19 protein-coding genes are annotated in these 20,491 nt (G+C 60.0%); 9 read left to right on the forward strand and 10 right to left on the reverse strand.

Annotated features, from left to right (window positions below):
• Position 1: 1 nt before the first annotated feature.
• Both WC811_RS09285 and WC811_RS09290 read right to left on the reverse strand, forming a co-directional pair.
• Positions 2–946 (reverse strand): DnaJ C-terminal domain-containing protein, encoded by a 945-nt coding sequence (locus WC811_RS09285; protein WP_372643406.1) that lies wholly within the window; start codon positions 944–946, stop codon positions 2–4.
• An 11-nt stretch (positions 947–957) separates the two neighbouring features.
• Positions 958–1,365, reverse strand: coding sequence for an NUDIX domain-containing protein (locus tag WC811_RS09290; protein WP_372643408.1), 408 nt, complete (start codon positions 1,363–1,365; stop codon positions 958–960).
• 433 nt (positions 1,366–1,798) lie between these two features.
• Here WC811_RS09290 and WC811_RS09295 point away from each other — a divergent pair, with 433 nt between their 5' ends.
• Positions 1,799–2,005 (forward strand): hypothetical protein, encoded by a 207-nt coding sequence (locus WC811_RS09295; RefSeq protein ID WP_372643410.1) that lies wholly within the window; start codon positions 1,799–1,801, stop codon positions 2,003–2,005.
• Positions 2,006–2,180: 175 nt separating this feature from the next.
• Here WC811_RS09295 and WC811_RS09300 read toward each other — a convergent pair whose 3' ends face one another.
• The gene (locus WC811_RS09300) at positions 2,181–3,449 is read right to left on the reverse strand and encodes a hypothetical protein (RefSeq protein WP_372643412.1); all 1,269 of its coding nucleotides are present in this window, start codon (positions 3,447–3,449) and stop codon (positions 2,181–2,183) included.
• A 206-nt stretch (positions 3,450–3,655) separates the two neighbouring features.
• Positions 3,656–3,871: a hypothetical protein gene (locus WC811_RS09305; RefSeq protein ID WP_372643414.1), complete on the reverse strand. Its 216-nt coding sequence runs from the start codon at positions 3,869–3,871 to the stop codon at positions 3,656–3,658.
• Positions 3,872–4,118: 247 nt separating this feature from the next.
• Here WC811_RS09305 and mgtA point away from each other — a divergent pair, with 247 nt between their 5' ends.
• Both mgtA and WC811_RS09315 read left to right on the forward strand, forming a co-directional pair.
• On the forward strand, positions 4,119–6,836 hold the full coding sequence (gene mgtA, locus WC811_RS09310) for a magnesium-translocating P-type ATPase (protein WP_372643416.1): 2,718 nt from the start codon (positions 4,119–4,121) through the stop codon (positions 6,834–6,836).
• A 204-nt stretch (positions 6,837–7,040) separates the two neighbouring features.
• Positions 7,041–7,760 carry a response regulator gene (locus tag WC811_RS09315; RefSeq protein ID WP_372643418.1) on the forward strand — a complete coding sequence of 240 codons (720 nt, stop codon included), beginning with the start codon at positions 7,041–7,043 and terminating at the stop codon, positions 7,758–7,760.
• Positions 7,761–7,781: 21 nt separating this feature from the next.
• On the opposite strand, the gene WC811_RS09320 is transcribed toward WC811_RS09315, so the two are convergent.
• Positions 7,782–9,674, reverse strand: a complete 1,893-nt coding sequence (locus WC811_RS09320) for a PAS domain S-box protein (protein ID WP_372643421.1) — start codon at positions 9,672–9,674, stop codon at positions 7,782–7,784.
• Between the two features lie 188 nt (positions 9,675–9,862).
• Between WC811_RS09320 and WC811_RS09325 the strand changes: the two genes are divergently transcribed.
• Complete coding sequence (locus WC811_RS09325) at positions 9,863–10,429, forward strand: hypothetical protein (protein WP_372643424.1); 567 nt, start codon at positions 9,863–9,865, stop codon at positions 10,427–10,429.
• A 63-nt stretch (positions 10,430–10,492) separates the two neighbouring features.
• The gene (locus WC811_RS09330) at positions 10,493–10,903 is read left to right on the forward strand and encodes a host attachment protein (RefSeq protein ID WP_372643426.1); all 411 of its coding nucleotides are present in this window, start codon (positions 10,493–10,495) and stop codon (positions 10,901–10,903) included.
• Here WC811_RS09330 and WC811_RS09335 read toward each other — a convergent pair.
• A complete protein-coding gene (locus WC811_RS09335) occupies positions 10,900–13,635 on the reverse strand; it encodes a bifunctional acetate--CoA ligase family protein/GNAT family N-acetyltransferase (protein ID WP_372643429.1) in 2,736 nt (911 codons plus the stop codon). The genes WC811_RS09330 and WC811_RS09335 overlap by 4 nt on opposite strands.
• Before the next feature lie 179 nt (positions 13,636–13,814).
• Here WC811_RS09335 and WC811_RS09340 point away from each other — a divergent pair, with 179 nt between their 5' ends.
• From WC811_RS09340 to WC811_RS09355, 4 genes are all read left to right on the forward strand, one after another.
• Entirely contained in the window at positions 13,815–15,659 is a 1,845-nt protein-coding gene (locus tag WC811_RS09340) for a PHA/PHB synthase family protein (protein WP_372643731.1), read from the forward strand.
• 96 nt (positions 15,660–15,755) lie between these two features.
• Entirely contained in the window at positions 15,756–16,157 is a 402-nt protein-coding gene (locus WC811_RS09345; RefSeq protein WP_372643432.1) for a phasin family protein, read from the forward strand.
• 26 nt (positions 16,158–16,183) lie between these two features.
• Entirely contained in the window at positions 16,184–16,924 is a 741-nt protein-coding gene (locus WC811_RS09350) for a CBS domain-containing protein (RefSeq protein ID WP_372643435.1), read from the forward strand.
• Positions 16,925–17,012: 88 nt separating this feature from the next.
• Positions 17,013–17,996, forward strand: coding sequence for a zinc-dependent alcohol dehydrogenase family protein (locus tag WC811_RS09355; protein ID WP_372643437.1), 984 nt, complete (start codon positions 17,013–17,015; stop codon positions 17,994–17,996).
• 21 nt (positions 17,997–18,017) lie between these two features.
• On the opposite strand, the gene WC811_RS09360 is transcribed toward WC811_RS09355, so the two are convergent.
• The 4 genes from WC811_RS09360 to WC811_RS09375 form a co-directional block, all read right to left on the reverse strand.
• Positions 18,018–18,503 carry a MaoC/PaaZ C-terminal domain-containing protein gene (locus WC811_RS09360; RefSeq protein ID WP_372643439.1) on the reverse strand — a complete coding sequence of 162 codons (486 nt, stop codon included), beginning with the start codon at positions 18,501–18,503 and terminating at the stop codon, positions 18,018–18,020.
• A gap of 15 nt (positions 18,504–18,518) precedes the next feature.
• Entirely contained in the window at positions 18,519–19,280 is a 762-nt protein-coding gene (gene fabI / locus WC811_RS09365) for an enoyl-ACP reductase FabI (RefSeq protein WP_372643441.1), read from the reverse strand.
• A gap of 7 nt (positions 19,281–19,287) precedes the next feature.
• Complete coding sequence (locus WC811_RS09370; RefSeq protein ID WP_372643444.1) at positions 19,288–19,527, reverse strand: lipoyl domain-containing protein; 240 nt, start codon at positions 19,525–19,527, stop codon at positions 19,288–19,290.
• A gap of 158 nt (positions 19,528–19,685) precedes the next feature.
• On the reverse strand, positions 19,686–20,273 hold the full coding sequence (locus WC811_RS09375) for an HdeD family acid-resistance protein (protein WP_372643446.1): 588 nt from the start codon (positions 20,271–20,273) through the stop codon (positions 19,686–19,688).
• Between the last annotated feature and the right edge of the window lie 218 nt (positions 20,274–20,491).

Raw genomic sequence — 20,491 nt, forward strand, 5'->3', positions numbered from 1 at the left:
CTTAAACTCCAAGCCCGGCGCGCGGATCGAACGCCAATTCCTTCGCCATCTCTTCATAAATCTTGCGGGCCTTTTCGTCGGTTGCGGGTGGCCAAACGATCTTCAGGACCGCATAGAGATCGCCAGGTTCCGCGGCGGGGATGCCGCGACCTCTGATGCGAAGCTCGCGGCCGTACGCGGAACCGGCGGGCACCTTCAGCATGATGGCGCCGGATGGTGTCGGCATCTTCACGCTGGCGCCGAGCGCCGCTTCCCACAACGTCACCGGCAGGTCGAGATAGAGGTCCTTGCCAACGACACGGTAAAGCGGATCGGGCTTAAAGCGAATTTCGAGGTAGAGGTCGCCGGCTGGCGCTTCCCCCATGCCGGGAGAGCCTTGCCCTTTGAGGCGAATGCTCTGTCCTTCGGTCACGCCCTTGGGGATTTGCACGGTGAGATTTTTGTCACGGACGAGGACATGGCCGCCCTCATCCATATCGGGGATGCGTAACGTTATCGTGCGTGTGGCGCCATCCAGCGCGTCGCGCAGATCGATGACAATCGCCGCGTGATGATCCTCTCCGCGCATGTGGAACGCAGTATGCGCGCGGCCGGAGCGGCCAGCCCGTTCGCCGCGAGCACCGCCGAAGATGCTGCTGAAGAAATCGCTGAAGTCGCCGCCCCCCGGTGCTCCGGAATATTCGAAACCGGCGTCCCAGTTCGGCGGCGGCTTAAACTCCTGGCCGGCCTTCCAGTCCTTGCCGAGTTGGTCGTAAGCGGCGCGCTTTTCGGCCGTTCCCAACGCCTCGTAAGCCTCACCGATCTCCTTGAACTTTGCCTCGGCGTCCGCTTCCTTGTTGATGTCGGGATGGAACTTACGCGCGAGTTGCCGGTACGCCTTCTTGATGTCGTCCTGCGTCGCGTCGCGCTCGACACCGAGGGTCTTGTAGTAGTCCTTGAATTCCATTGGCTCTCACATCATCGGATAAAGTTCAGCGCGTCAGATATAATCTTTCGGTGATCGAATGCGATTGCAATGCCGTCGAGATTCTTGATCCAGGCGACGGCTTCGGCGTCATCGCCTGCCTTGGCATCGTTGGTCTTCGTGCGGACGAGAAAAGCCACGGAGCAAACATGCCCCCGGGGATCGCGATCGGGTTTGGAATAGACGCCGACGAGCGTCAGGCTCAGCGCTTCGATGCCGGTCTCTTCCATCAACTCGCGTCTTGCGGCGCCTTCCACGGTCTCGCCGATTTCGACGAATCCGCCGGGCAAAGCAAGCTCACCCTTGAAAGGCGGATTTTTCCGCCGGACCATAAGCACGCCGCGGTCGGGGTCGACAACGACGCAATCGGCGGCGAGGAGGGGCGTTTTGGGAGACGGCATGATAATTCCGTTTACGTCGAAAACACCGGCATGAAAACCAAGACACGTGCACGGCTGTTCTTATACCGGCGCCGGAGAGGCTGCGAAGCTTGTCTCCGACAGACCCGGGAAGCTTACCAGTAGGACGAGGGCAACCGCGCCCGGAGCGCACCAAACCGGTAAAATTCAGGATGGCAAAGACTGATTTGGGCCGGACTCCCCGAGATCGGAGTTGGAACAGATTTTGCTCACATCCGCCGCTCGGATGAGCGTAGCGCGCGAAAACGCTTCAATACGAGGCGACAGTAACGGCATTTTAAGCAGAACCAGAGCCTACGCTTTGAAACTCCGCAATTTTTAGGAATTGACGTTCATACCGATGGGAACGCGCCGGATCGAAAAAAGCGAAAACGCTGCGACCGGCGAATCTGGCAATCACGGGGTTGAGTGCGTCATGAATGAAGTCGTTTCCAATATCAAACCTGCCGAAATCTATTCGGACCTTACGGCTGAAGACATTGCTGAGATGATGGCCGAGGCCGCTGCCGTCGATGCCCTTTTCGAATCGGGCCACATATCGACCATGTATCTTACGAGCCTGACGACCGCCGCAGACGTCGTTGCTCACGCGGAACCGATCGTTGCCGCCACGGCGGCCTGAACCATCTGCGAACATTATTTGTCGAGGATTTTATGAGCGGGCCGCAGCGCGGTCCGCTCGTTCAGTATGTGCTCGGAAGAAGCTTCCTTACGACAAGGCCGAGACGTCTCGTCTCGGCCTTTCGGCTTTTACTGGCGTGCGGCGAGGAAGCTTTCCCCGCCACTACGTGCGCTGATCATTTCTCGCGGAACGCCCGAGAGAAGCTGTCCATAACAGGTGGAATGTAGAGCAGCCTCTCCGCCGTGAGCTTTCCGGTGGCTCGCGGCAGACGCAGTTTCGATTTTTCCTTTTGCAAGCCTTCCAGCGTCGACCGAACGCGCGCATATGCGGCGCGTGTTTGGATGAGCGAGCGCCAGCCTTCGATCATACCTTCGAGCGGCTGCAGCGCACGGCTCGCCATGATCGACGCCGCGATCATCATGCCGCCCGTCAACTCTCCGGAAAGCGCCAAATGCGCGCCCCAACCAAGAATGGCGATCTGCGTCACCAAACGTGCGAACTTGGAAGCGCCGCTGATCCAGACGTTTTTGTCGTGGGCATTTATTGGCAGAGCTAGAGCTCGTGCCCGCTCGCGGCCCCAATGCAGGATGCTTTGCATCCCCATCACGTTGATCACCTGGGCATTGCGCGCGAACGATTCCGCACGCGTATCAGCTTTCGGCGCAAAACCCCCGGCGTTGCCGAGCGGACCCGCCGTCGCGGTCTGATTCAATATGGCGATGCTAAAGAGGACGAGGCCGGCAACCAGGACGATCACGCCAAGGTCGGGATGAATGAGGAAGATAACGCCGAAATAGAAAGGCGCGAGCGGCGCGTCGAACAACAGCAACATCGTCGGGCTCGAAAGGAAGCTGCGCACCTGATGCAGCGAACGCAACGCCAGGACGTTGCCGCCCTCGCCTGTCGGCGTCGACATAACGATTCCCGCGAGGATCGGACCGCCGAGTATCACTTCCATCGACGCCGCCAGCCGGCCGAGGATCTGCCTGCGAAGGATGTCGAGCAAGGACATCGTCGCCAGAAGGCCGAGTGCCAGCCCCGATAACATCAAAAGAGTGTCGAGGCTTCGGCTCGTCAAGACGCGATCGGAGATCTGAAAGAGATAGATCGGCATCGTCAACATCAGGACGTTCACGAAAACGGAAAAGATCGCTACAACGACGAATGTCTTTCGCGCAGTCCATCGCCATGCCGCCAACGGCTCGACGACACGATCCGTTTGCGATGAGTGCTGCTCGTGAACGGCGGCCGCCCGGCGCACCGTTTGTCCCATTTCGCGGTGAATCTGGGAAAGCCTGCGGACCGCGGGGTGTTCGCCCGTCGCGCCGCTTGGGCCGCCGCGACCGCGATCATCGCCACCATAATCAGCGTGCTGATTTTCCTCACGTGGCGCCTCAATCGAGGGCGCATCCCGTGAGTCGGATACCGACAGCGTATTACTCATTTCATCATTGGCGGTATTCGTATGAATTATTCAATTGCGCGCCAAATTGGGACACGCAAAGCATATTAGCGCACAATAGCTTATTTCCGGTTTATGCCCGCTTCTGTAAACTGGATTTTATGCGCGAGTAATATATATATTAATAATATGGACGCAATTCGATATATTACGACGGCGACCGGCGCAGCCGTTTGGCAATGGAAAATCTATTTCCTGCAGAATTCGGACGCACGGTCAGCTATCAATTCGATATCCGAAACGCCGCTTTCGACGAGCGTCTGGACCGTTGCAGGGATCTGAGCAAGTTCGTTGTCGTTCACCGCTTCGCGCGGATCGAGCGTCAGGCCGGAGAGCAGACATGCCTTCTCGAAGGCTGTTCGCATCAGAGATCTCTCAATCTCCCGCGATTTATCGAGCGTCATGCTCTGGGCTCCTCAAATAAGCGGCGGGCGCCCCGAACTGGGGGCAATCGAGGCGCCCGCATAGTGTCAGCCAACGCGGGGACGCAGCGTTGCTGGCAGAATAAAATCTCAGGCTCGTTCGCGTGCATCTACTGTCGTAAGCGGCGGACGCGCTCGACTTTGAACGACCACCGACGGCAGGAAGATCGCTGAAGGTTTCCCCCACAACGTTGATCTCGCGCAAAGAAGATCATCATGGAATTCGGCGATGTGGCTCGCGCACCTTGCTGCGGCGCGATATGTTAACCCAAGGGGCTTCGATGACGGCCAGATATTCCAGGTTCACGGGCTCTCGCTACCCGCGATGATTGATGTCGAGCACTCCGCCAGAAAGACCGATCGCCGCTGCTCCGTGCCGTTCTGGACACATCCGATCGATGCCGCTTTCGAAGCACTCGTCAGCCGGGCGACAGGGCTTCGCTCCGATCAGGCGGCTGCGCGGTTGGCCGAGGACGGACCTAATCTCGTCGGCGTCAGGGTCCGGAAAAGCATCGTCGCGAAGGCGCTGCGGCGAATTGCTGAGCCATTGACCGCGATACTTCTTCTCTCCGCTGCAGTGTCGGGCTTCGCGGGAGATTGGCAGAGTTTTCTCATCATTATACTGATCGTATCGTTTTCGATCGCGCTCGATCTCTATCAAGAGCGTGAGGCCGAGACGGCTATCGAGGCGCTCAAGAGGTCTGTTGCGGTTACGGCAACGGCGCTGCGCGATGGGCAGCCTGTCGAATTGCCCGTCAAAGACATCGTCCGTGGCGATGTGGTGCAATTACGCGCCGGGGATCTCGTCCCGGCCGATGGTTTTGTCATTTCGAGCCGCAACGCAATGACCAATGAGGCAAGCCTGACGGGCGAGCCCTATCCTTGCGAAAAGAAGACGGGCGAATGCGCGAGTTCGCTGATCGCAGAAGCTCATAACGCCCTCTTCGCCGGGACGAGCGTCGTCTCCGGAGATGCGCTCATGCTCGTCGCCGAGACCGGAGCGGCAACGACTTTCGGCGCCATCGCTGCTTCGGTTCAGGCCCGCGAGCCGATGACGGCGTTCGAGCGGGGCGTACACCGGCTCGGAATGCTGATCCTACGGCTCACCGCGTTCCTGGTTCTTTTTGTTCTCCTAAGTCAGCTGGTCCGGCACGGGCTTTCACTCGAGAGCTTCATGTTCGCGGTGGCGCTTGCGGTTGGGCTGACGCCCGAATTGCTACCGATGATCATGACCGTCACGCTCGCGCGTGGCGCCATCCGAATGGCGAAGCGTAAAGTCGTCGTCAAACGGCTTTCGGCGATCCACGACCTCGGCGCGATGAACGTGCTGTGCACCGATAAGACCGGCACGCTGACTGAAGCCAAGATCGCGCTCGTTGAAAGCATCGACTTCGACGGCGCCCCGAGCGATAGCGTTGCGAAACTTATCAGGTTGAACAGTCAATTCGCGAGCGGCGCGCGGAGCAATCTGGACGATGCCGTCATTGCGGCGGTTGCGCCCGCGGAAGCGGACTGGACCCTCATCGACGACGCGCCATTCGATTTCAATCGCCGTCGCTCGTCCGTTCTTGTCGCGCGTGGCGATTATCGCGAGATCGTCACCAAAGGCGCCGCGGAAATGGTTCTGCCGCTGTGCGACACCGTCGAAGGCAGCGACGGAACCGTCGTGCAACTCGACTCGGAGCGTAGGGCGACGATCCAGGCATTGATGGAGTCGAAAGGACGCGAAGGATTGCGGCTGCTCGGCGTGGCGCGGCGGGCGATGCCGGCCGATCGTTCGACAGTCTGCCCGGACGACGAAGCGGGCATGACTTTCGTCGGTTGCGCATCGTTTCTCGATCCGCCCAAGAGTTCGGCGACGGGCGCAGTGGCAAAGCTCGTGAACGCCGGAATTGTCGTGAAGATTATCTCAGGCGATGCGGCCCCCGTCGTTCTCAATCTTGTAAAGACCCTGCGAATTCCCGCGAAGGGCTTGCTCACCGGAGACGATCTCAACACGCTTTCCGATGCGGCTCTTATGGAGAAAGTCGCGACAGTCGATCTTTTCGTGCGTGTCTCGCCCGACCAGAAGGGACGGATCGTCAGGGCTCTCCGCAATCGCGGGTATACTGTCGGATTTCTCGGTGATGGCATCAACGACGCCACAGCCATTCACGCAGCCGACGTCGGACTTTCCGTCGAGGGGGGCACGGATGTCGCGCGAGATGCCGCCGACATCATTTTACTTCAGCCCGACCTCAACGTCCTCGCGGATGGCGTCGCCGAGGGCCGCCGGACGTACGCCAACATCATGAAATATGTGCGCATGGGGACAAGCTCGAATTTCGGCAACATGCTTTCGATGGCGCTCGCGTCGTTGATCCTTCCTTTCCTCCCGCTGATGCCTCTGCAAATTCTGATCAACAATCTGCTCTACGATCTTTCCGAGATCGGCATTCCGTTCGATACAGCGGACGAGCAGTCTCTGTCGCGGCCGCAGACGTGGGATATCAGCTCCGTGCTTGGTTTCACGCTGATCATGGGGCCATTGTCGTCGTTGTTCGATCTCGGAACGTTTTTGATGCTCTCATCCATTTTCAAGGCGACTGCCGATGTCTTCCGGACTGCTTGGTTCGTCGAATCCATCACGACGCAGATCCTTGTCATTTTCGTCATCCGAACCGCTAGGCCATTCTGGACGAGCCGACCGAACGCGGTTCTGGTGGCGAGCTCGCTTGGGGCGCTCGCCGTTGCGCTGCTTGTTGCCCTGACGCCGCTGGGCCACTTTGCGGGGTTCGTCCCGCTGCAGGGCGCCATTCTCGCGGCAATTGCGGTCACTACGGTCGCGTATCTAGCCGTCGCCGAGATGCTGAAGCCGTTGGCGCTCCGTTGGTCGCCTAAGGGCCTACAATTGTCGTCGCTCAGCGAAAATCTAAGCGGCGCTCGCCACTATCTGCGATTCAGGTGACGGCAAAGCCGATCGAACACAATCGCTATTGGTTTGGGTTGTCCGACCGTGCAGCCTTCCCTCAGCGGCGAAGGGACGCTTCTGCTTCAATAAATTTTGTTATATCCCATCTTCTACTCTTCGGGCGCTTAGCCGCGGCCGGGGGCTCCGTCTGGGCGTCGACCGCAGCATGCAAATGACCGACAGGAATCCGGGGACTCGGCAGTGACGACAGAAATTCTCGTTATCGACGACGACCCGGAAATCCGACACCTGCTGCGGACGTGCTTCGAGCGTGAGGGTTACTTGGTATCTGAAGCTGGCGACGCGACCGAAGCTCGCTCGGCGCTCGCGAAAGGCGCGGTTAGCCTCGTGACGCTCGACCTGACGCTCGGCCGGGACGACGGCCTCAGTCTCGCGCGTGAAATTCGCGCCAACTGCGATGTTCCAATCGTGATGGTTTCGGGTAAAGGCGACGCCGTCGATCGCATTGTCGGGCTCGAACTCGGCGCCGACGACTACATCTCAAAGCCGTTCAATTTGCGCGAGGTGCTTGCGCGCGTCCGGGCTGTTCTGCGCCGGCGCGAAGCAGGCGCAACGGCCTCGCCCGCCCCTCAGGCGAAGCACGAGGCGTTTCACTTCGGCGACTGGACGCTCGATGTGACGAGTCGGGAACTCAAGGATGCCTCGGGTACTGTGCGCGAACTCACGACGGGGGAGTTCAACCTGCTCGAAATCTTCGTGCGGCGACCACATCGGGTGCTGTCACGCGATGAGATCATGGATCTTCTGAAGGGCCATGACTATTCCCCGCTCGACCGGTCGATCGACGCCTTGATCAGCCGTCTGCGGAAGAAGATCGACGACGACGGCTCGAAACCCGCGCAGATCAAATCCGTGCGCGGCGTCGGTTATATGCTGGCGACGGACGCCCGGCGAATTTGAAGCCAGAAGGCTGGCGCTCCGCTATGCCGACGGCTCGGCTGCGTGCTTATCCAGAACCTGGCGGATGACATTCGCCAAATCCTTTTGGGCGTAAGGCTTGCGCAGGATCGTCCACGATACTTTACCGGCGCTGGTGGTTCCCGCGATCTCCTCGGCGAATCCCGTCGTCAGGACTACGGGCAGGCTCGGGCGATTTTCGGCAATCCATTTGCCGAGGTCTATTCCGGTCATGCCGCCGGGCATCATGATATCGGTGAAGACGAGATCGACGTTCAGGCCGTTCTTCAACGCGTCTTTGGCTTCCGCGCCCGTGACGCATTCGACCACGCGATAACCGAGACGCTCGAACCGCTTTACCGTTAAGGCGCGGACATCGCGATTATCTTCGACCACGAGAATGTTTTCGTTCGTCGCGATGGGCCGGTCCGGCTGAGACGCGCTTTGCTCGGAATGTTTTGGGTCGATGCTGCGTGGCAAATAGAGATTTACGGTCGTTCCGGTGCCGGGCTCGCTGTAAATCGTAATGTTGCCCTGCGATTGCTTCACGAAGCCGTAAATGGTGCTGAGGCCGAGGCCGGTGCCACGCCCGGGCGGTTTCGTCGTGAAGAAGGGTTCGAATACCCGGCTCATCGTCTCTTTCGTCATGCCGGTGCCGCTGTCCGACACGGAAATCCGGACGTATTCGCCGGCCGTCAACGGGCCTTCAAACCCGACCTCGCCCTCTTCCAGTGTCGCGTTGTCGGTGCGAATTGCGAGCTTGCCGCCATCGGGCATGGCATCGCGAGCGTTAATCGCGAGATTGATCACCGCCGCCTCGACCTCTCCGGCGTCGACGCGGGCAAGCCAGAGATCTGGGGCCAGATGCGTGCGCAATTCGATCATGTCGCCGAGCGTTCGCCGCAAAAGCTCGGTCATGCCACGAACCTGCTCGTTGAGATTGATGACCTCAGCGGCGAGTTGGCGGCGGCGGGCGAAGGTCAACAGGCGGTTGGTGAGGCGGGCGCCTGAATCGGCGGCTCTCGCGGCCCGCGTCAGAAGCTCGTGATCCTGCGGGTTCGAAATCGTTTCTTCCAACAGCTCCAAGTTGCCGGAAATGATGGTCAGGAGATTGTTGAAATCATGGGCGATGCCGCCGCTCAATTGGCCGATCGCCTCTAGTCTTTGCGATTTCAGCGCCGCTTCTTTCAGCTTCAGATCTTCCGTCATGTCTCGAAAGAGGCTCACGACCGCGATGCGTGAGCCGTCGGCGCCGACGATGTCGGCGACGTGTCCCTGGCCTGGAAACGTCGTACCATCGCGCCGGCGGAGCGGCATCGAAAGTGTTCGGCTGCCCGCGTCGTCCGCAGAATCGACTTCGAGCTTCTGCAAATCCTCGGGATTGACAAAAAGAACGTCGAGATCCGCCGTCAGCGCCTCCTCTGCCGAATGGCCGAACATGCGTGTCGCGGCCGGGTTCACCAGAATGATCTCGCCGTCGGGCGACGAGATGACGAGCGCTTCCGGAACGTGGTCGAACACAGCTTGAAACAGCAGCGATTGACGGTCGATCTCGGCCTGCAACCGCGCGCGGGCGCTCAGGTCATTGATGATGCCGGAAAAGAAGCGCTTGCCGCCAACTTCGAACGTTCCGACCGAAAGGTGGATCGGAAAAATGGTTCCGTCCTTGCGAAGTCCTTGAACCTCGCGGCCGATGCCGATGATCCGCCTCTCACCGGTCGAAAGGTGGCGGTGAAGATAGCCATCGTGCTGAGACTGGTATGGCTCCGGCATCAACATGTTGATCGGCTGGCCGAGCATTTCGGCAGCGGAATACCCGAACATCCGCTGAGCAGCCGGGTTGACGTTCTGGATGCGGCCAGAACTATCGATAGCCAATATTGCGGCAACCGCTGACTCTAGGATCGCCTCTAGCATTGTTGACCTTGATATGACCGGTTTTTCTCCGCGCACCCTAATGCCTCAAGGTCCTGCAATCCAGATGTCGTGTTGCGTCAACTGAGCCGCGGACGATGATCCCCGCGACGGGCGGGGTTTCAACTGATCTTGATCAAAGCAGTTTCGTGACAGTCGCGCCAAAATTGGAGCATCCGATGGGAGAGCTTATGGCTACCGACGACCGCATCCGCGCAGCATGGACGAACGATGCCGAGCACCCGGCGACCCGTTTCGCAGCCGATTGCGCCTTGCAACTCGACGTCTGCAAGTCCTTGCTGGCGGTCGCCGATGTCCTGCCCGGATCGATGAATACCAAGACAATCGACGTGCTCACAAAACTGGTGCCGAGCACATGGACGTCGCATCTAACGCTGCAGGGCGGAGCCATTCTGCCGCTCATTACGCGCCGGGGCGGATGTCTGCCGGACCTTGAAAGCCGCTTAGCGCCGCTGGCGCGGCAGCACATCGAGATCTCCGGCATCAATGACGAACTGGTCGAGTGCTTCAACATGGTCACCCGAGGAGAGACAATCGACTCGGGCATGCTCGGCTATCTCATCCGGAACGCCGCCGAACGAAGGCGCGAGCATGTGGACTGGGAGCAAGTTCTGCTCGGCCCGTTGCTCCCGCAAACGCTGACGCCGGCCGAACGGCAGATGTTCTCGAACTGGACCTCAGCCAATCCATGGCCGTTCGAGGGTTTCAAGCCTCTGTCGTTACCCGACCTCAATTGACCAAGGTCAATTCCGACCCGTGGCACGTCCCGCGATGATGCGGTTTGGCCGAGAGGAAAAATCGTGAAGCCGAAGAGCACCTGGATTTTGATTGCGGACGGCAAGGAAGCTCGGATTCTCGAAGCGCTCGGAGACGGTCGGGGCTATCATGAGCATACGGTCAGAGGCGGCCATCGCTTGCCGTCAGGAGTTGAGACGGCGCCGCCTCATCGCCCGATTGACGAGCGACCGAGCGGAACCCGGGCGCTCGAAGCGCTGTTCGCCAGGCAGCTCGGGGCCATGCTTGCGAGCTACCTCAGAAACAACGCCTTCGACAGGCTCGTGCTTGTGGCGCCGGCGGCCATGCTCGGAGAGCTTCGCAAAATGCTCAGTCCGGCCGTGCGCGAAAAGATCATCGTCGAGATCGAGAAAGACTTGACCGGCATCCCGAGCAACGAGATTTCGCGCTACCTCGACGACGTCGTCGCGCTCTAGCTATCGGCTTTTTCGGATTGCTTCTTCACCGCGCCGATTGCAGGGGGTGCGGCAGCCGATGCCGCGGGGTGCCAAACAACTTCTCGAACCGAAGCATCGCCTTCGAAGGTGCGGGTTTCGAAGCCGAGGTCGGTCGCCATATCGAGCATGTGCGTATTACTGACGTTTACCAGACCGGTGATCTCCTCGACGCCCTCATGCTGCGCGTAGTTCAGGAGCGCGGACATGAGTTGCCAGCCGAGGCCGCGGCCGTGAAGATCCGAGCGGACGAGAATTCCGAATTCTCCGCGCCTTAGGTCCGGTTCCAGCACGAGGCGGGAGCCGCCGATCAATTCTTGCGTTGCTTCGTCAATTGCCACGAAGGCCATTTCTCGCGCGTAGTCGATCTGCGTCAAGGCTGCCAAGAACGCGTGCGGGAAGGCTCGCCGGCCGGTAAAAAAGCGGAGACGGACATCGTCTTCGGAGATTTCGGAAAAGAATTTCGCATAAGCCGGCTCGTCTTCGGGCCGGATCGGGCGAATGAGAACCTCGCCGATCGAATCGATACTGACCTCACGGGCGAGTTCCGCCGGATAGGGGCGAATGGCAAGGGGAAGCCGCGGGCTCACGCTCTCGTCGGCGAGTTTCATGCGCGCATCGATCGCGATCACACCATCCTTGTCGGCGAGCAACGGATTGATGTCGAGTTCGCGTATTTCGGGATGCGCGACGATGAGGTCGCTGATGCGAACGAGCGTATCGGATATCGCGTCCATGTCGGCCGGCGGGTGATCGCGGTAGCCTTTCAGGAGCCTCGAAATCCGCGTTCCGTCGATCATCTGACGGGCGAGACGCATATCGAGCGGAGGCAGCGCCAGCACGCTATCGCGAAGAACTTCGACCGCCACGCCGCCGGCGCCGAACAACAGCATAGGGCCGAAGGTCTGATCGACGCTCATGCCGACAATCGTCTCGAACGCATCCGGCCGCTTGATCATGGGTTCGACGGTGAAGCCGTCGATGTGGGCCTCTGGAAGCTTGGCTTTGATCTTGGCGAGCATGTCGATGGCGGCCTGCTCGGCAGCCGTAGCGCTCTCCAAGTTCAACCGCACGCCGCCGGCATCGGACTTATGGGAAATGTCCGGTGAGGCAATCTTGATGACGCAGGCGTCGTTGGTCTTGAGAATGTCGGCGGCGACAGAGCGGACGCCAGCCGGATCAGGGACGAGAACGGCCTTATCGGTCGGAATGCCGTACGCAGCCAAGATCGTCTTGGCTTCCAAGGCGGACGCGACCGTTCTACCGCTATCGAGAATCCGGCGAATTTCGCGACATGCGGACTTTTCATCATAGGCGTGGTCACCCGCCGCGATGCGCGGCGTTTGCATCAGCTCGTCTTGCGAACGGGCATGGTCGACGAGTTGCATCAATCCGGTGATTGCAGAAGATGTCGAGTCAAACGTCGGGATCTTGTTTGCTTCGAAAAGCGAGCGGGCCTCCTGCACGGCGCCATCACCGAGCCAGCACGTCATGACGGGTTTATCGGCCACAAGCGCGCGGTTTGCGGTGACGGTATCGACGACCGCCTTGCCAGCATCAATGGCCGACACCGTTGCGGTCGGGCAATGGAGAATGAGGATGGCATCGGAGTCGTGATCGTGCAGGAGCGCTTCGAGGGCGTCGGAATAGCGCTTCGTTCCGGCGTCGCCGATGATGTCGACGGGATTGCCATGCGACCAGGTCGGCGGAAGAACGCGATCGAGGGCCTCGATCGTGTCGACACCAAAGGACGCGAGCGTGCCGTTCCAATCCTGGAACTCGTCGGTCGCCAAAACGCCCGCGCCGCCACCATTGGTCAGGATGGCCAGTCTCTCGCCGTGCAGACGGGGCACGCGGGACAAGGTTTCGGCAGCCGCAAAGAGTTCGTCGAGCGTCTTGACGCGCAGTAGGCCCGAGCGGCGGAATGCGGCGTTATAGGCTGCGTCGGAGCCCGCCAGCGCGCCAGTGTGAGACAGCGCAGCGTGGGCGCCGCCGGCATGACGGCCTGTCTTGACGACGACGACCGGCTTCATGCGTGCGGCCCGACGTGCCGCCGAGATGAATTTCGGGGCGTGGGTGACGGCTTCGATATAGAGAAGAATCGCGCGGGTCCGCGGATCGGTCGCCAGGAAATCGAGCATGTCGCCGAGGTCAACGTCGGCCATTTCGCCCAGCGAGACGACGTGGGAGAAGCCGATGCCGCGTCCGGCAGCCCAGTCGATCACGGCGGTTACGAGCGCACCCGATTGCGAGACGAACGCGAGGTCTCCGGCAACAGGCGCGCGGTGAGCGAAGCTGGCGTTCAGACCGATGTTCGGCGACATCAAGCCGATGCAGTTCGGGCCGAGAATGCGCAGGCAGTGCGGCTGCGCGGCGGCGATCATCGCCTTTTTCTGTTCGCCCAGACCCGCCGCGAGAGCAATCGCTGCCCGCGTGCCCTTGGCGCCAAGTTCCTCGATGAGGCCGACGATGGTGCTCGGAGGGGTCGCGAGGACGGCGAGGTCCGGCACCTCCGGCAAATCCGAGACGGACGCATAGCAGCGGTGACCTTCGATTTCGGTGTATTTGGGATTTACCAGGCTTATCGAGCCTTTGAATCCACCCTCGAGCAGATTTTTCCTGACCGTCGCGCCGACGGATCCTGGCCGCGTTCCCGCGCCGATCAACGCCACCGATCGCGGCGCGCAAAGATAATTCAAATTGCGAACAGTCATCGACCCCAATCCTTAAACATGCTCGTTCCAACGTCCAATAAGCGACCGAAGCTCTCCCCGTTCTGATCTTGATCAATAATCTTTTGCGACCGCTCATTTGCGCTGCGTCAATTAGATTGAACACAACGGGTGTATCAAAGCCGCGGGAAAATTCGAGCAACGAGGGCCGTAACGTGCATATGCCAGCCAAAGTGCAAAATGCACTTCCTGCGCCGCGCTCGGAGGCGATCGCGCTTCTGACCGATCAGTCCAGTCAGTCCAGCGGCAAGGCCGAAGTGGCGAAGATCGCGCCAACATTGCCGCCGGACGACGAGCAGCCGGAACTCGACCGCTATCTCCATTATCTCATCGCGAAATCGACGGGCGGCGTTTCCCCGGCAGCCTGCGCCAATGCGTTCTTCGATTGGGGGATGCACATGGCGGCTTCCCCCGGATTGCAACTCGAGCTGATGGGCGAAGGCGTGCGCCAGTGGATGCGGCTCGCGGCGTTCGCCCAACAGGCGGCCGCAGGCGGCGCGGTTTCGCCGAGCGTCGTGCCGCAGCCTCACGATCATCGCTTCATTTCAGAGGGCTGGAAGCAATATCCCTTCAACGTCTTCGCCGAGAGCTTTCTGTTGTGCGAAGAGTGGTGGCATTCGGCGACCACCAAGGTCAGGGGAGCGGAAAAGCAGAATCTGAACCGCGTCGACTTCATCACGCGGCAGGCGCCCGACGTCTTCGTGCCAGCGAATTTCGTCGCGACGAATCCCGACGTCCTCGCGCGAACCCGGTCGGAAGGCGGGCTCAATCTCATTCGCGGCTTTGAAAATTATCGCGACGACTTGAAGCGCCTACGCTCGCGGGAGGCCCCGGAGGGCGCGGAAAAATTCAAGGTTGGGGAGACGGTTGCGATTACGCCCGGCAAGGTCGTTTTCCGCAACCATCTGATCGAGCTTATTCAATACGAGCCGACGACGGAGAAGGTCCACGCCGAGCCTGTGCTCATCGTACCGGCCTGGATCATGAAATATTACATTCTCGATCTTCGCCCGGAGAATTCGCTCGTCAAATATCTGACCTCTCAGGGCTTCACGGTTTTCATCGTTTCGTGGCGCAATCCGGATGCCGACGACCGTAATCTTGGATTCGACGCCTACCGCCGCGACGGCGTGATGGCGGCGATCGATGCCATCACTTCGATTGCGGGCGGCAACAAGATCCATGCGGCGGGCTATTGCCTCGGCGGGACGCTTCTGGCGACGGCCGCATCCGCAATGGCCAACGAAAACGACGACCGTATCGCGACCCTGACGCTCCTTGCCGCGCAAGCGGACTTCCGCGAAGCCGGTGAGCTGACGCTGTTCATCGACGAAAGCCAAGTATCGCTGCTTGAAGACATGATGGCGGAGCAGGGCTTTCTCGACAGCGCCCAGATGTCGGGCGCGTTCCAACTTCTGCGATCCAACGATCTGATCTGGTCGCATGTCGTCAACGATTACCTTCTTGGACAACGCCAGCCGGTATTCGATCTGTTGGCATGGAATGCCGACGCGACGCGCATGCCCTCCCGGATGCATTCGGAATATCTGCGGTCGCTGTTCCTCAACAACGACTTTGCCGAAGGGCGCTTCAAGGTCGACGGCCATACGATCGCACTGACCGATCTCACCGTGCCGATCTTCGCGATCGGGACCGAAACCGATCACGTTGCGCCATGGCGCTCGGTCTATAAATTCAACATCCTGAGCGATACGAGCGTGACGTTCCTACTGACAAGCGGCGGTCATAACGCCGGCATCGTATCGCCGCCCGGTACGCCGCATCGCAGCTACCGGATGGCGACCAAGCTCGCGAACAACAAATTCGTCGATCCGGATACGTGGCAAGCGACGACGCCCAAGACCGATGGATCGTGGTGGACGGCCTGGGCCGACTGGCTCGCCGGCAAGTCGTCCGGGATGACGGAACCGCCGTTGATGGGCGCGCCGGAAAAGGGCCTTTCGCCCCTTTGCGCGGCGCCCGGCACTTACGTGCTTCAGCGATAAACGGCGGTTGATCGCACTCTTGACCTCTGTCAAGGCGGCGGGGCGGCGCGGAGCGATAATCGCTTTTTCGATGGCGCAAGCATAGGAGTGACGAGCATGCTCGATAAACCTACTCGGCGTGAAAGCGGCACAAACGTGCCGGCACCCGGAATTGCACCGCTACTCAATGCCTTCAATCCGGCAACTGCGTATATGGAGTTCTGGAACACATCGGCATTCGAGGCCGGCGGCGAAGTCGCGCAGAGCTGGCTGCAGTTCATCGGCGAACGATGGCTTAAGGATCTTAAATTTCCGCAGCAGATCGCGGCATGCAAAACGGCTGACGATTTGAGCGTCGCGATGTCTGAGTTCTGGCAGCAAGCGTCGAGGGATTATTCCGCGGAGTTCAATCAAATCGCGGACTTGTCTTGGTCGGCCATGCGCTCGGCGTTCGAAGGCTCCAACGCATGTGCTTCGGAAAATGAAAAAGGTTGTTGCGGCAAATGCTCGTCGAAATAGGACAGCAGCGTGTAGGAGACGGACCCATGAAAGCCAGCGATGTCATGACCAGCAAGGTCGTCACGATCGGTCCCAATGGCACGCTCAGCGATATGATCCAGCTCATGCTCGACCGCCGGATTAGCGGGCTGCCTGTCGTTGGAGAGGACGGTAAGCTCGTCGGAGTGGTGACGGAGGGCGATTGCTTGCGCCGCACGGAGACCGGCACGGAAGTGAAGCGCTCATTCTGGCGTGATCTGCTGACCGGTTCGGAGACGCTCGCGAACGAATACATCCGTTCGCATGGCCGGAAGGTTTCGGAGGTGATGACGCGGGATCCGATCACCGTCGCGCCGGAAACCGACCTCAGTGAGGTCATTCACATCATGGAGAAGAACCAGATCAAGCGTGTGCCGGTCGTCAAGGACGGTGCTGTCGTCGGCATTTTGAGCCGGGCCAATCTGCTGCAGGCTTTGTCTGGGCTGGTCAGAAGCGCAAGTGTCGATCAGAGCGATGCGAAAATCCGCGAGAGCGTCATCGCTGCTCTCGGCGAATTGCCTTGGGCGGCGAACGAGTTCGTGAACGTGACCGTCAATGACGGTAACGTCGATCTCTGGGGCTGCTATACCGCCTATCGGCAGGACGAGGCGGCGATCGTCGCCGCCGAAAACGTGCCCGGCGTTAAAAACGTTCGCAGCCACCTATCGTGGATCGATCCGATGTCGGGCATGGTGGTCTACACACCCGACGAGCAAGCGCCGCTCGCCAACGCTGTGCGCAGCGCCTAAAGCGTTTCCGGCCGCGCTGCCGGCGTGGTGGCCGGAACGCGCGAAGCATGGCAGCTTCCGCCAATTCATTGCGAAAGATGTGCCAATCATGAAAGCCATGGTCTTCCGAGCCGTCGGGCAACCTCTGACTCTCGAAGATAGACCCGATCCGACACCAGAAAAGGGTGAGATCCGCGTGCGCGTCGAAGCGTGCGCGGTTTGCCGAACCGATCTGCATGTGATCGACGGCGATCTTACCGATCCGAAACGGCCGGTTATTCCGGGTCATGAAATTGTCGGCATCGTCGATGCGATCGGACCGGACGTTCGGAATCACACAATCGGAGAGCGCGTCGGCGTTCCCTGGCTTGGACATACGTGCGGACAGTGTAGCTATTGCGTCGCCGACCGAGAAAACCTGTGCGATTTTCCGCTTTTCACGGGCTACACGCGGGATGGCGGTTTCGCGACGCACGTCATCGCGGACGCGGATTTCGCCTTTCCGATGCCCGGCTTCGATGATCCTGTCGCGGCGGCGCCGCTGATGTGCGCGGGCCTGATCGGCTGGCGATCGTTGCGCATGGCGGGCGATGGTAAGCGCATCGGCCTCTACGGCTTTGGCGCCGCGGCGCATATCATCGCGCAGGTATGCATCTGGCAGGGCCGCGACGTGTACGGCTTCACACGACAAGACGACACGGACGCCCAGGAATTCGCGCGCTCGCTCGGCGTGCGTTGGTGCGGCGGTTCCAACGAAAAGCCGCCGGAAGAACTCGATTCGGCGATCATCTTCGCCCCCGTCGGTGCGCTCGTGCCGGCTGCTCTCAGGGCGGTGCGCAAAGGTGGGCGCGTCGTCTGTGGCGGCATTCACATGAGCGACATCCCACAATTCCCCTACGATATTTTGTGGGAAGAGCGGGAAATCCTGTCGGTCGCGAACCTCACGCGCCAGGACGCGCGAGAGTTTCTTGCGATCGCGCCCAAGGCTGGAGTTCACACGACAACGACAGTCTATCCGCTCGCGCGGGCCAATGAGGCACTCGCGGATCTGAGGGCCGGACGCTTTTCGGGCGCAGCCGTGCTCGTGCCCTGAGAGGCGAAAGCGACGCCGCGTTCAGCTTCCTGTATTTTCGTGAATCTCGACTTCGGGAAGCATGACGCGCGGGCGCGAGATCTTCTCGTTGGGGGCCAGAATCGTCGCGACGCCCGTTATCACGTCTTCGCCCTTCTGATTGACGGCTTTGCAATCGAGATTGACGCGGCCTTTGGCGAGTTTTTCAGCGACCGTCAGCGTTACCGTCACGGTGTCGCCGATGCGGATGGGATGGCGAAACTGGAGCGTCTGATCGAGGTAGATCGTGCCGGGGCCGGGAAGCTTGGTGCCGAGCACGGTCGAGATCAAAGCCGCGCCCAACATTCCATGCACCACGACGCCGTGAAAAATATCCGTCTTGGCGAACTCGGGATCGACGTGCGCCGGATTGACGTCACCCGAGACGGCAGCGAACAATTCGATGTCGCGATGGGTCAACGTCCGTTCCAGGCTCGCGCTGTCTCCGACTTGCAGTTCGTCGAAGGTGCGATTGGTCATCAGGTCCATGATGTCTCCTACGGGCTATCCGAGGACATGATAGCCGCCGTCGATATATTCGAGATTGCCTGTGAGAGCCTTGGCGCCGTCGCCGACGAGGAACGTGGCGACGCTGCCGACATCCTCGATCGAAACAAGCTGGCGCTCCGGCATCCGCTGGCGCGTGCGTTCCAGAAGCTCATCGAAGCGGTCGATGCCGGAAGCGGCGCGCGTCTTGAGAGGCCCCGGCGAGAGGGCGTGAACACGAATGCGCTTCTTGCCGAGTTCGGCCGCCATATAGCGAACCGAGGATTCGAGAGCCGCCTTCACGGGGCCCATCAGATTGTATTCTTCGACGACCTTCTCGGAGCCGTAAAACGTCACGGTCAGCAGGCAGCCGCCGTCTTTCATCAGAGGTTCGGCATGATGCGCCATGCGGATGAAGGAGTGACACGAAACATCCATCGCCAAGGCAAAGCCCGCCGAGGTGCAATCGACGACGCGGCTGTGGAGGTCTTCCTTCGGCGCAAATGCGATCGAATGCAGCAAGAAGTCGAGCTTGCCCCATTCCTTCTCGATGCGCGCAAACAAGGCTTCGAGCTGGCCCGGCTCACGGACGTCGCACGCCGCGATCAAGGGGCTTTGAAGTTCTTCGGCCAAGGGCCGCACATAGGGCTCGGCCTTAGCATTCAGATACGTTACCGCGAGATCGGCGCCGGCGTTACGAAAAGCTTTGGCGCAGCCATACGCGATGCTGTGCTCGTTGGCGATGCCGACAACGAGGCCTTTCTTCCCTGCAAGCGACATGTCAGCTTCAATCCGACAACGTTGCGAGCAGTGAGCCCGGATCGACGACGCTGTTTTCACGGGCGACGATCGTCACGAGGCCGTCTGTGGGTGCGGCGATTTCATGAAGTGCGTCTTCGATGCGGACTTCCGCGATCGCATGTCCGGCGACGACTCTCGAGCCATCGGGAACGAGCCACCTCACAACCATGCCTTCGGGAAAGATGCTCGATGCCCATAGGGCTTCGTCGATTTTGATTTCCGACATGTCAGCTCCAAATGCTTGCGTTCCCGACGCTATTCTTTATCGGGAACGGGCGCACTCTCGTTGCAACTGCGTACGGCCGGAATGATCTCGATCAAACTTTCGCTGCACCGCAGGGCGATGCAGCGAAAAGAGTGGCGTGTCGGATTGCGCGCGCTTCGCTAGGCTTTGGGTTCGATATTGCGAGCCTGCATCGCCATCGAGATCAAGGCGAACCCGCCAAAGATCATGTTGATGCCGACCAGCAGGCCGATAGCCCAGGCTGCCGTGGACGGAAGGCCGAGAAAGATCATGCCGCCGAGCACGAGATCGACGATACCGCTGAGAAGCATGATCACCCAAGTTCCCGGCAGTTCGTTGCGGTGTTCGAGGGCGAACATGATGGACGCGATGCCTTCAATGATGAAGAAGGCGACCAGCACGATCGTCAGAGAGACTGCTCCTGTCCCGGGGGAGGTGAGCAGGACGAGGCCTGCGCCAATACCGATTACCGCAGACAACAACGACCACCAGAAGCCCGCCATCGGGCGCATGGAAAACGTCGTGTAAAGACCGGCGGCACCGCTGAACAGCAAGAGCCAACCAATGAAGAACGTCACCGTCAGCGTCGCGATCGGGGGCACGAGAATTGCGGCGGCGCCAAGGATGACCAAAACGATCCCTTCGAAAAGAAACAGTTTCCAGTTCGAACGAAGCGAAGTCTCGAGCGCCAGCTTCATGGCTCGGACGTCGGGTTGATCGAATGACATTTTCTCAAACTCCCAAGTTGGGCGAAACGCAGCGAAGCACATTATGCTCGGCTCGATGTTACGATAATTCGCAGCCTCGTGCTGTATGTGCGCGCAAGGTCGTGAATAGCTTGCAACCGAGCTATTTAAAATGCGTCCATGTCTTTGATTTGACGTGTCGAAATAGGCCTCGGCTAAGATCAATTCGGCATCGGCATGTCGCGCGCTTCGGGTTGTAC

Origin of the sequence: Hyphomicrobium sp. (assembly GCF_041659645.1) — a bacterium.
Classification (GTDB): domain Bacteria; phylum Pseudomonadota; class Alphaproteobacteria; order Rhizobiales; family Hyphomicrobiaceae; genus Hyphomicrobium_B.